Consider the following 11,384-nt stretch of genomic DNA (forward strand, 5'->3'; position numbering starts at 1 on the left):
CGCCGCCATGGACACCACGGACACCACGGACACCACAGGCATCACAGACACCGTCGTGACGGACGCCACCGCCTTCCGGTCGATCGTGCCGGGCCGCCCCCTCCGCTGGGGCGGCGCCGGCGTCGTCGTGGCCCGGCGCGAGGAACTGCACCGGGCACCGCGCCTCTCACCGGCCGAACAGCGCGTGGCCGACGGCCTGGCATCCCGGCGCCGGGCCGAATGGCTGGCCGGCCGGCTGCTCGCCAAGCGTCTGGTCGCCACGTTCCTCGCGGTCCCGGCGCACGAGGTGGAGGTGCTCCCGCGCGGCGACGGCAGCCCCCGCGTCCTCGTCGGCGGCGGCCCCGCGCCCGCCCTGCACCTCTCCATCAGCCACACCGCCCGGCACGTCGCCGCGGCCCTGGCACCGGGGCCGGTCGGTGTGGACCTGTGCGATACGGCCTCGGCCGCGACGGTGCGCCGCGTCGCGGACCACGTCCTTTCGCCCCGGGACCGGCGCGCCATCGCCACGGACCGGCTCGGCGATCCGCCCGGCGACCGGCCCGGTGCCTGGGCCGGAGCCTGGGCGCTCAAGGAAGCCGCCGTCAAGGCGGACAGGAGCGGCATCTTCGGCCCCGCCGCGCGGCGCGTCCCGATCCTGGGCCTGTGGCCGCCCCTGCTCGGCGGGGCACGCCGCGCCATGGTGTGGCAGACGGAAGGCACGGTCCTGGCCCTCGTGCTCGCGCCCCGCTCGTGACGCCGCCGCCCCGTGACGGCACTGCGTTGGTGCTCCGTGCCCCGCCGGATCATGCTTGTCAGTGGAACCCTGGCCGTGCGCGGTTCCGTGGGACCGCGCACGGCACCGCGGCGCAGGACTAGCGAGGGCGAGATGAGCGTCGATGGAGCAACTTCCCACCCCTCCCGGTGAGCGTCCGGAGCGGCCGGCGGAACCGAACGCCTCGCCCGAGCCGGTGTACCGGGCCACGGCCACGGCCACCATCAGCGAGCTCGGCATCGTCACCGAGTGGAGCGAGGACGCCGCTCTGCTGCTCGGTTACGCGTCCTCCGAGGTCGTCGGGCTGCCCGCCGCGCACCTGCTCGCCGATGGCGTCGACGAGGTCGCCCGCGCGATCCCGCCCGGCCCGGAGCGGTGGAGCGGGACCGTCGCCCTGCGGCACCGGGACGGCCGACGGCTGGAACAGGCCCTGCTCGCGCACCGCCGGACCTCCCGCGACGGTCCCACCAGGTGGTTCGTGGTCTCCGCGGTGGGTGGCGAGGCCGCCCGGGCGTCCCGGAACGGGCCGCTGAGCGAATGGGCCTTCGCCCAGTCCCCCTTCCCCCTCGCGATCTTCGACGAGGACCTGCGGCTGGTACGGGCGAACACGGGCATGGAGCGCGCGCTGTCCCTCACCGAGGCCGAGATGCGCGGGCTGCGCCTGTCCGACATCGTGCCCGACCCGGTGAGCGACGCGACCGGGCGCACGATGCGCCTGGTGCTGGAGACCGGCGAAACGCAGTACGTCGACGCCTTCGTCCACCCCGCGGGTACGGAGCCCGAGCACGGCTGGGTGACCTCGCTGGCCCCGTTGCGGGACCCGGACGGCCGGGTGCGCGCGGTCTCCCTGGCGGCGCAGCACGCGGCCGGGTCCGAGGACGACCAGCGGCAGCCGCTCGTACCGGACGACGCGGCCTCGGCCGTCGCCCGCATCGGCACCACCCAGGACAGTGCCCGTACCGCGCAGGAGCTGCTGGAGGTAGCCGTCCCGCGGCTCGCCGACTTCGCCTTCGTCGACCTGCTGGACCCCCTCCCCCGCGGCAACGGACCGTCCGCCCACGCCGCCGCGACGCCGGTGACCGTGCGCCGTACCGCCGACCGCTCGGTCCTGCGCGGGCACCCGGAGTCCCGGGTGTCGGTCGGCGAGCGGACCACGCACCCGCCGTTCTCCCCTCCCGCGGAATGTCTGGCCGCGGGCCGCGGAGCGGTGTACGGGACGGCGGACCCGGGCGTCGCCCGCGGGGCGACCCAGGACCCCGGAGCAGCCTGGATCGCCGATTACGGCGCCCACTCGATGATGGTGGTGCCGCTGCGGGCGCAGGGCACCACCCTCGGGGTGGCCCTCTTCGGCCGCCACCAGCGCCCGGAGCCCTTCCGGCCGAAGGACCTCTGGCTGGCCGAGGAGCTGACGAACAAGGCGGCGAGCAGCATCCGCAACGCGCCCCGGCACCCCCGGGAGCACACCTCCACGATGATGCTCCAGCGCAGCATGCTCCCTCGTTCGCTGCCCGCGCACTCGGCGCTGGAGACCGCCTCCCGCTACCTGCCCGCCGGTGGCGAGGCCGGTCTGGGCGGCGACTGGTTCGACGTGATCCCGCTCTCGGGGGCGCGGGTGGCCCTGGTCGTGGGCGACGTGGTCGGCCACGGCATCCGCGCCTCCGCCACCATGGGCCGGCTGCGCACCGCCGTGCGCACCCTGGCCGACGTCGACCTGCCGCCCGACGAGCTGCTCACCCATCTCGACGACCTCGTCATCCACCTGTCCGCCGACGAGGCCGACCGGGACGGCGAGGAGACCGCCGGGGGGATCGGCACCACCTGTCTGTACGTGGTCTACGACCCGATCACCCGCCGCTGCACGGCCGCGCGGGCGGGCCACCCGCCACCCGTGGTGATCTCCCCGGACGGCTCCGCGTACCTCCTGGACGTCCCGGCCGGGCCGCCGCTGGGTCTGGGGGGCCTGCCCTTCGAGACCGTCGAGGTGGAGCTGCCGGAGTGGAGCATCCTGGCCCTGTACACCGACGGCCTGCTCCAGGCCCGTGACCACGACATCGACGAGGCGCTGGACAGCATGTTCACGGCCCTCGTCCGGCCGGCCGCCACCCTGGACGCGGTGTGCGACCGGGTCCTGACCACGTTGTTGACCCATCCTCCGGACGACGACGTCGCCCTGCTCGTCGCCCGGACCAGGGCGCTGCACGCCGACAAGGTGGTCGTCTGGGACGTACCGCCGGACCCGTCCATCGTCGGCCAGGCCCGGCGGGACGCCACGGACCAGTTGACGGCCTGGGGCCTCGACGACGCCGCCTTCGTCACCGAGCTCGTGGTCAGCGAGCTGGTGACCAATGCCATCCGCTACGGCGAGCCGCCCATCCAGCTGCGGCTGATCCACGAGGACACGTCCCTGATCTGCGAGGTCTCGGACGCGAGCGGTACGGCCCCGCACATGCGGCGCGCCCGGATCTTCGACGAGGGCGGACGCGGCCTCCTGCTGGTGGCCCAGCTCGCCCAACGCTGGGGCACCCGCCACACCCCCGTCGGCAAGACCATCTGGGCCGAGCAGTCCCTCATCGGGTGATGCGATCGGGTGATGCGGGGGGATCCGGCCCTACCGCGATGGTTCCCGCAGTATGCGTGTCGGCGTTGCCTGTGACACGCCTGTGACAGTCGACGGACACCTCCATGAAGTCCCACCGACAAGCTCTTTAACAGGGACATACATCCGCAAACACGGATGAGTCCCCTGCTTCCGAGGGTGTGAGCAGCGATGACCGAGCCGATGTGTCGGAGGAAGTCCCATGAGCCTCACACTCTCCATGCCGCAGGTCGAAGCCACCACCACCGCCACCGTTCTCGCTCCCCGTGAGCAGGAGGCGCTGCGCCACATCGCCGCCGGGTGCACCTACGTGCAGACGGCCCGTTCCATGGGACTCTCCAAGCACACGGTCGACGCCTACCTGCGGCGCATCCGGACCAAGCTGGGCATCAACACCACTGCGGAAATGGTCCGGCTCGCCGTCTCCCTGGGCCTGTGACCGGCCGTACCCCCTGATCCCCCTACGACCTACGCGCTCCACCACCCGCGGGACGGTCCGACGAAGACCGGCAGCGCCCAACCGGGAGGCTCCGGTGGCGCCGCGAGTTCCCGGGACCAGCTGACAGACCGGGCATCCGACAGGGATGTCCGGTCGACGTGTGTCGCGGCCCCGTTCCCGATGGCCGCGCCGTTGCCGATGGCGGCCGCGCGCAGCGCCGCCACGAATTCCAGGCAGGAGCCGTACCGGTCCTCCGGGACCTTGGCCAGGGCCTTCGCCAGGACCTCGGCGGCCGCCGGGGCGATGTCCGGCCGCTTCTCCGTCAAGGGGGGCGGCTGGTCGTACTGGTGCGCCCACAGCAGCGCCGGGGCGTCGTCGCGCACGAAGGGCGGGCCACCGACGAGGGACTCGTACACGACGCACCCGAGGCTGTACTGGTCGCACCGGCCGTCCACCGGGCGGCCGGCGATCTGCTCCGGCGCCATGTAGTCGAGCGTGCCGACGAACTCACCGGCGGTGGTGAAGCCGCTCATCGCCAGCGCCTTCTTCGTCAGGCCGAAGTCCGTGAGGTAGACGTGTTCCGGGTGGTCGCTGTCGGTGCCGGCGGCGACCAGGATGTTGGCGGGCTTGACGTCCCGGTGCACCAGTTCGTGGTCATGGGCCGCGTCGAGGGCGGAGGCCACCTGGGCGGCGATGCGCACGGCGGTCGTCACGGGGAGCGGGCCCTCGCGGTCCAGCAGGACCCTCAGGTCCGGACCCACGACGTAGCGCATCGCGATGTACAGCACGCCGTCCGTGTCACCGGCTTCGAAGATCGGCACGATGTGGGGGTGGTCGATCCGCGCGGCCACCCGGGACTCGTGGGTGAAGCGGCGGCGGAAGACCTCGTCGCGCACGCGCTCCGGGGCGATCAGCTTCAGCGCGACCATCCGGTCCAGGCGCAGGTCCTTGGCGCAGTAGACGACGGCCATGCCGCCCCGGCCGATCAACCGCTCGATCCGGTAGCCCGCGATCTCCTGCCCGATCAGGCCGGAGGGCCGGCCCGTGTAGAAGATCCGATGCGATGCCGTGCCCATCAGGCGCCTCCCGCTCCCGGCCGACCGACTCGGCTGCGCAGTCGTCGCCTGGGCCTTCTTCCGAACACGAAAAGTGTAGTGCGAACGATCACGAGGCGCGTCCGGTGATCACCGGACGCGCCTCGTGCCCCGCCCCCCCAGGGGGGTCAGTCGTCGCTGCCGCCGTTACCGCCGCGGCCGCCCTGGCCGCTGCTCTCGCAGCCGGTGCCGACGCAGATGCCGCCGTTGCCGCCCTTGCCGCCGTTGCCTCCGTCGCCGCCGGCCGGCGCGGCCCCACCGTTGCCGCCGTTACCGCCGTTGACGCTGCCGCTGCACTGCCCGACACAGACCCCGCCGTTCCCGCCCTGGCTGCCGTTGCCGCCCGTCCCGCCCTGATTGCCGGTGCCGCCGTTGGCGCTGCCGTTGCAGAGCCCGACGCAGACACCGCCGCTGCCGCCCTGGCTGCCGTTGACCGTTCCGTTGCAGTTGCCCGCGCACACCTTGTCACCGACGCGGACGCTGCCGTTGCCCACCTGGACCTTGCCGCCGATCCGGCTGCCGAGGCCCGACCCGTTGCCGCCGCCCCCGGGAGAGGGGACGTGGCGGTGGCTGGTGGTGGAGGCCGCCTGGACGCTCATCGCGGGGGCCGCGCTGGCGGCGGTGGCCGCCGGCACCATCGCGCCGACGCCGATCACCGTGGTCGAGATGACGAAACCGAGACTGAACTTCCAAGATCGTGCACGCATGAGATTCTCCCTAGCCGAGAAATGGTGGGGCCGGCCACCGACCGTTCGGGCCCGCATCGTCCGCTGCCCCGCTGTCGGCCCGCCGGCCTCGTTCCATGAACCCTTCCGCTGCGCTCCGCTCGTCCTACGGAGCGGCGGGGAAGGTTCCTGCCGTCAGGGCGAACCAGTCGCCGTCGAGGTAGTTCTTCTTCCAGGTGTCCAGCTGCTCGGTCGAGATCTCGTACTTCTTGGCGATCTTCTCCTTCGTGGCGTCGGTGTCGTCGGCCAGCAGGGTCACGACGATGCGCACCCGGTCCACCACCGTCAGCTCCGCCTTCGGCTTGTCGGGCAGGTCCTCGAACCGGAAGCAACCGGCCGTGCCGGACTTGCCCGGCTGACCCGGCTGACCGGGCTGTCCGCCCTGGCCACCCTGACCGCCCTGACCCCCTTCGCCACCCTCGCCGCCCGCGCCGCCCGTGCAGTGGGCGGACTCTCCGGCCAGGGCCGAGGAGACGACACCCGCGGGAGCGTGGGACTGTGCGGCTTGCGCGGCGCACGCCGTACCGGTGACGAAGGCCAGGGAGGCCGCCGCCAGGACCAGCGGACGCTGCCAGGAGCTCGTGAACATGGGGTTCTCCACTTCGGTGAGTTTCGGTGAGTTTCAGTGAGGTGAGGTACTGCGGTACTGCGGGTTTCGGAACGACTGGGGGGTGGGGCGGGGGCCCTGGGGCCCCCACCCCGTCGGATCACCGGGTCGGGTGGGCCGGTCAGAAGATGCTGGAGCCTCCGGTCCCACCACCGCCGCCGATGCCACCGAAGAGCCCGTGGCCGCCCTTGCCGCCCTTGCCACCGCCGCCGCCCTGGAAGACGCCGTTGCCGCCGTGGCCGCCCTTGCCGCCGTTGCCGCCCTGGAGGACGCCGTCGCCGCCACCGCCGCCGTTGCCGGCGGTGCCACCGAACAGACCGCCACCGCCGTCGCCGCCCTTGCCGCCGTTGCCGCCGATGACGCCCTCGCCACCGCCGCCACCGCCACCACCGCCACCTCCGGAGAGGACGCCCTCTCCACCCTTGCCACCGTTGCCGCCGGCGCCGCCGACACCGGTGACGCTGCCGCCACCCGACCCACCGGAGCCGCCGCCCCCGCCGATCAGGCCCCCGCCGCCTTCACCGCCGTCACCTCCGGCGCCTCCGGCTGCCGGAAGGGCGGTGGCCACGTGAGCGGGCATCGGGGCCGCCGACGCCATCGAGGCCGGAATGAGGACTCCTCCCGAGATCATGGCCGCCGAGGCGAACAGCGTCGCCAGTCGGAATCCGCGGCGGTTGGTACGGACAACGTTGTTGGTGCGCGTCTTACGGTTCATGGCCTTCTCCTCAGGAACTTCGGGGGTTCTGGTGTCCCGGGGATCCGGGATCCTGCGGTTCCTTCGCCTTGTTCGCTTCGTTCGCTTTCCGGCGAGGCCCGCATCACCAGTAAGCCGGAGCGCCGCACAGGGGTCACGTTCCGGACATTCGGGACTTGACGGACCCCACGTCTCGGGGTAGAAGCCCCGGCCGGGCATGCGTCGACCCCCGCTCCGCGGCGTTCCACGGTGCGGGGGCCGGGTCGTCCCAGGGGGTCCGGTCCCTACTCCCCCGTGCGGTAGCGGTCCCGCAGCTCGCGCTTGAGGATCTTGCCGCTGGCGTTGCGGGGCAGGGCGTCCACGAAGAGGATCCGCTTCGGCGCCTTGAAGTGGGCGAGCTTCTCCCGGTTGTACGCCATCAGCTCCGCCTCGGTCACCGCCCCGCGCGGCACCACCACGGCCGTGACCGCCTCGATCCAGCGGTCGTCGGGCAGCCCGACCACCGCCACCTCCGCCACCCCCGGGTGGGTGTAGAGCGCGTCCTCGACCTGGCGGGAGGCGACCAGCACCCCGCCGGAGTTGATCACGTCCTTCACCCGGTCGACCACCGTGAAGTAGCCCTCGGCGTCGCGCACCGCCAGGTCGCCCGAGCGGAACCAGCCGTCCCGGAAGGCCCGCGCCGTCGCCTCCGGGTCGTTCCAGTAGCCCAGGCAGAGCTGCGGGGACCGGTAGACCACCTCGCCGGCGGCGCCGTCGGGCACCGGCGCGCCGTCCTCGTCGACCACCCGTGCCTCGACGTGGCGCACCGGACGCCCGCAGGAATCCATCCGGCCCTCATGCTCGGCCGGCCCCAGGACGGTCGCCAGCGGGCCGATCTCGCTCTGCCCGAAGCAGTTGTAGAACCCGAGCCCGGGCAGTCGCGCGAGCAGCCGCTCCAGGACGGGCACCGGCATGATCGAGGCGCCGTAGTAGGCCTTGCGCAGCCCGCCCAGCTCGCGGGTGGCGAACTCGGGGTGGTCGGCCAGGGCGATCCACACGGTGGGCGGGGCGAAGAGGCTGTCCGCCCCGCCCGCCTCCACCCGGTCGAAGATCTCCTCCGCGACGGGTGCGTCGAGCACCGTGTTCTCGGCCCCCACCGCGAGGTAGGGCAGCAGGAAGACGTGCATCTGCGCCGAGTGGTAGAGCGGCAGCGAGTGCAGCGGCCGGTCGTCCGCGGTCAGGTCCAGCGCCTCGATCGCGCTCTCGTACTCGTGGCACAGCGCCGCGTGGGTCATCATCGCGCCCTTCGGCAGCGCGGTGGTGCCGGAGGTGTACAGCAGCTGGACCACGTCCCGCGGGTCGCCGACGCCCTCGTACGGGGCCTGCCCGGCCAGCGCCGCCAGGAAGGACCCGGGGGCGTCGCGCAGCGCCCGCACCGGACGCCCGTCCGGCACCCGCGGGGCGAGGTCCGGGTCGGCCAGCACCAGCGCGCTCGCGGAGTCGTCCAGGATGTGTGCGAGGTCCTCGCCGGTGAGGTTCTGGTTGACCGGGACGTGCACCAGTCCGGCCCGGGCGCAGCCGAGGAAGGCGATCAGGTAGGCGTCGCAGTTGTGGGCGAAGGTGGCCACCCGGTCGCCGGGCCGCAGGCCGTAGCCGTCGGTCAGTACGGCGGCCGCGGCGGAGACTGCCCGGTCGAGCGCACTGTAGGTCCACTCCCGCGTCCGGTAGCGGACCGCGACCCGCTCGGGCAGGCGCCGCGCGGTGTCGTGCAGGAGCCCGTCGACGGTGTTGTGCCGCACCTGCGTCATGGAGCCATCCTCATCTCATCCTGGAACACGGATTGTTGACAGATCATCAGCTTGCCTGCATGAGTGTGGGGGCACGGCAAGCGCACCACCGGTTTCACGCGTAACCGCAGTCATTCGAAGGCTACTTGGGAGGCACGTTGCGTTTCCGCACCCGCCCCGCACTTCGCCGGATCGCCCTCACCGGCGCCGCGCTGCTCGCGGCGGCCGCCGCGGTCCCTCCGGCCGCGGCCTCGGCCGCCGCCGACGCGGGGGCCGCCCGGGCCCCGTCCGGGGGCGGTCTGTCCGCCCTCGTCCGCTACACCGAGAACGGCGTCCCGCACATCCTCGCCAAGGACTACGCCGACCTCGGCTTCGGCACCGGCTGGGCGCAGGCCGCGGACCAGGTCTGCGTGCTGGCCGACGGGTTCCTGACGGTGTCCGGCGAGCGTTCGCGCTGGTTCGGGCCCGACGCGGCCCCCGACGGCTCCCTCTCCTCCGCCGTCGGGAACCTCTCCAGCGACCTGTACTTCAAGGGCATCCGGCAGACGGGCACGGTCGAGAAGCTGCTGGCCACGCCCGCGCCCGCCGGGCCCGGTAAGGACGTCAAGGAGCTGATGCGCGGCTGGGCCGCCGGGTACAACGCCTGGCTGGCGCAGAACAAGATCACGGATCCGGCCTGCAAGGGGGCCGCCTGGGTGCGACCCGTGACGGCCGTCGACGTGGCGGCCCGGGGGTACGCCGTCGCGGTGCTCGGCGGCCAGGGGCGCGGGATCGACGGGATCACCGCGGCGCAGCCGCCCGCCGCCGCTCCGGGGGCGGGGGCCCGTACGGGCGCGGGAGCCACGGGCGCGCCCGCGCCCGGTGACGGGATCGACCCGGCGGCCGCGGCGGAGGCGGCCCGGCAGTTCTTCGACACCTCGCGCTACGACATGGGTTCCAACGCGGTGGCCTTCGCGGGGTCGGCCACGGCGAGCGGCAGCGGCCTGCTGCTCGGCAACCCGCACTACCCCTGGCAGGGCGGCCGCCGGTTCTGGCAGTCGCAGCAGACCATCCCCGGCGAGCTGAACGTCTCCGGCGGTTCCCTGCTCGGCACCGTCGTCGTCAACATCGGCTTCAACGACAAGGTCGCCTGGAGCCACACCGTGGCGACCGGCACCCCGGTCAACCTGCACCAGCTCGCGCTGGACCCGGCGGACCCGACCGCCTACGTGGTCGACGGCGTGTCCGAGAAGATGGTGCCCCGGACCGTCAGCGTCCCGGTCAAGGGCGGCGCACCGGTCGGCCGCACCCAGTGGTGGACCCGCTTCGGCCCCGTCGTCACCTCCCTCGGGGCGGGCCTGCCGCTGCCCTGGTCCGCGACCACCGCCTACGCCCTCAACGACCCGAACGCGGTGAACCTGCGGGCCTTCGACACCGCCCTCGCGATGGGCAGGGCCCGCTCGGTGGCCGGGATCCAGGACGCCCAGCGGCGCACGCAGGGGCTGCCCTGGGTCAACACGGTGGCCGCCGACGCGGCGGGGGCGACCCTCTTCACCCAGTCCCAGATCGTGCCCCGGATCACGGACGAGCTGGCGGCCCGCTGCTCCACCCCACTGGGCCGGGCGACCTACCCGTCGGCCGGTCTCGCGGTGCTGGACGGCTCGCGCGGCGACTGCGCCCTGGGGTCGGACCCGGACGCGGTGCAGCCGGGGGTGTTCGGCCCGGCGAAGGCGCCGACCCTGCGGGACGCGGTGTACGCCGAGAACTCCAACGACAGCGCCTGGCTGGCGAACGCGGAACACCCGCTCACCGGCTACGAGCGGGTGTGGGGCAACACCGGTACGCCCCGGTCGCTGCGCACGCGCGGCGCGCTGGAGGACGTGTCGGCGATGGCGGCCAAGGGCGCCCTGACGGTGGCGGACCTCCAGGCCCAGCAGTTCGCGAACCGGGTGCCGGCCGGTGACCTGGCGGCCGCCGACGCGGCGCAGGCCTGTGCGGCGCTGCCGGGCGGTACGGCGACCGCGAGCGACGGCTCGGCGGTGGACGTCTCGGCGGCCTGCCCGGTGCTGGCGCGCTGGGACCGTACGGCCGAGACGGCCAGCCGGGGCGCGCTGCTCTTCGACCGGTTCTGGCGGCGGCTGACGGCGACGACGGCGGCGAAGGACCTGTGGCAGGTGCCGTTCTCGGCGGCCGACCCGGTCCGCACGCCCCGCACCCTGAACCGGTCGGCGCCCGGCATCGGGCGGGCCCTGGCGGACACGGTCGCGGAGCTGAAGGCGGCGGGCATCGCACTGGACGCGCCGCTCGGCGAGCACCAGTTCGTGGTGCGCGGCGGCCAGCGGATCCCGGTCGGCGGCGGCACCGAGGCGCTCGGGGTGTGGGACAAGGTGGAGGCGGTGTGGAACGCGGCCGGTGGCGGCTACACGGAGGTGGTGCACGGTTCGAGCCACATCCAGGCGGTCGGCTGGGACGGCAGCCGCTGCCCGGTGGCCCGCACGCTGCTGTCGTACAGCCAGTCCTCGAACCCGAACTCGCCGTACTACGCCGACCAGACCCGGCTGTTCTCCGGTGAGCGCTGGGTGACCTCGCGGTACTGCGAGAAGGACATCCTCACCTCGCCCGCCCTGCGCGTGGTCTGGCCGCGCGAGCGCCGCTGAGGGGCCAGTGGGGCCGGTGGTGGGGGGGGCCCCCCCCCCCGGGGGGGGCCCCCCCCCCCCGCGCCCGCCGCCCGGC

Annotated in this window: 9 protein-coding genes; 4 read left to right on the forward strand and 5 right to left on the reverse strand. The window is 73.7% G+C overall.

Translation table 11 applies throughout. The features are described from left to right. The first annotated feature begins 7 nt into the window (after positions 1-7). The 3 genes from ACIQWR_RS08265 to ACIQWR_RS08275 all read left to right on the forward strand — a co-directional run bounded on the left by ACIQWR_RS08265 (position 8) and on the right by ACIQWR_RS08275 (position 3,786). Positions 8-733: a 4'-phosphopantetheinyl transferase family protein gene (locus ACIQWR_RS08265; protein ID WP_404005935.1), complete on the forward strand. Its 726-nt coding sequence runs from the start codon at positions 8-10 to the stop codon at positions 731-733. A 142-nt stretch (positions 734-875) separates the two neighbouring features. Next, positions 876-3,329, forward strand: a complete 2,454-nt coding sequence (locus ACIQWR_RS08270; protein ID WP_404005936.1) for a SpoIIE family protein phosphatase — start codon at positions 876-878, stop codon at positions 3,327-3,329. 220 nt (positions 3,330-3,549) lie between these two features. Then, complete coding sequence (locus ACIQWR_RS08275; protein ID WP_404005937.1) at positions 3,550-3,786, forward strand: response regulator transcription factor; 237 nt, start codon at positions 3,550-3,552, stop codon at positions 3,784-3,786. Between the two features lie 29 nt (positions 3,787-3,815). Here ACIQWR_RS08275 and ACIQWR_RS08280 read toward each other — a convergent pair whose 3' ends face one another. The 5 genes from ACIQWR_RS08280 to ACIQWR_RS08300 form a co-directional block, all read right to left on the reverse strand. Continuing rightward, positions 3,816-4,862: a serine/threonine-protein kinase gene (locus tag ACIQWR_RS08280; protein ID WP_404005938.1), complete on the reverse strand. Its 1,047-nt coding sequence runs from the start codon at positions 4,860-4,862 to the stop codon at positions 3,816-3,818. Between the two features lie 146 nt (positions 4,863-5,008). Beyond that, complete coding sequence (locus ACIQWR_RS08285) at positions 5,009-5,587, reverse strand: hypothetical protein (RefSeq protein ID WP_404005939.1); 579 nt, start codon at positions 5,585-5,587, stop codon at positions 5,009-5,011. A gap of 124 nt (positions 5,588-5,711) precedes the next feature. Further along, complete coding sequence (locus tag ACIQWR_RS08290; RefSeq protein WP_404005940.1) at positions 5,712-6,194, reverse strand: hypothetical protein; 483 nt, start codon at positions 6,192-6,194, stop codon at positions 5,712-5,714. Between the two features lie 139 nt (positions 6,195-6,333). After that, positions 6,334-6,927: a hypothetical protein gene (locus ACIQWR_RS08295; protein WP_404005941.1), complete on the reverse strand. Its 594-nt coding sequence runs from the start codon at positions 6,925-6,927 to the stop codon at positions 6,334-6,336. Between the two features lie 263 nt (positions 6,928-7,190). Continuing rightward, positions 7,191-8,693, reverse strand: coding sequence for a fatty acyl-CoA synthetase (locus tag ACIQWR_RS08300; protein WP_404005942.1), 1,503 nt, complete (start codon positions 8,691-8,693; stop codon positions 7,191-7,193). Positions 8,694-8,830: 137 nt separating this feature from the next. Between ACIQWR_RS08300 and ACIQWR_RS08305 the strand changes: the two genes are divergently transcribed. Continuing rightward, positions 8,831-11,308 (forward strand): penicillin acylase family protein, encoded by a 2,478-nt coding sequence (locus tag ACIQWR_RS08305; protein ID WP_404005943.1) that lies wholly within the window; start codon positions 8,831-8,833, stop codon positions 11,306-11,308. The last annotated feature ends 76 nt before the right edge of the window (positions 11,309-11,384 follow it).

Origin of the sequence: Streptomyces sp. NPDC098789 (assembly GCF_044759975.1) — a bacterium.
Lineage (GTDB): Bacteria > Actinomycetota > Actinomycetes > Streptomycetales > Streptomycetaceae > Streptomyces.

Coding starts and splice junctions, on each gene's coding strand:
- ACIQWR_RS08295 (WP_404005941.1), bottom strand. CDS start 6,927: ATGAACCGTAAGACGCGCACCAACAACGTTGTCCGTACCAACCGCCGC.
- ACIQWR_RS08265 (WP_404005935.1), top strand. CDS start 8: ATGGACACCACGGACACCACGGACACCACAGGCATCACAGACACCGTC.
- ACIQWR_RS08270 (WP_404005936.1), top strand. CDS start 876: ATGGAGCAACTTCCCACCCCTCCCGGTGAGCGTCCGGAGCGGCCGGCG.
- ACIQWR_RS08280 (WP_404005938.1), bottom strand. CDS start 4,862: ATGGGCACGGCATCGCATCGGATCTTCTACACGGGCCGGCCCTCCGGC.
- ACIQWR_RS08300 (WP_404005942.1), bottom strand. CDS start 8,693: ATGACGCAGGTGCGGCACAACACCGTCGACGGGCTCCTGCACGACACC.
- ACIQWR_RS08290 (WP_404005940.1), bottom strand. CDS start 6,194: ATGTTCACGAGCTCCTGGCAGCGTCCGCTGGTCCTGGCGGCGGCCTCC.
- ACIQWR_RS08275 (WP_404005937.1), top strand. CDS start 3,550: ATGAGCCTCACACTCTCCATGCCGCAGGTCGAAGCCACCACCACCGCC.
- ACIQWR_RS08285 (WP_404005939.1), bottom strand. CDS start 5,587: ATGCGTGCACGATCTTGGAAGTTCAGTCTCGGTTTCGTCATCTCGACC.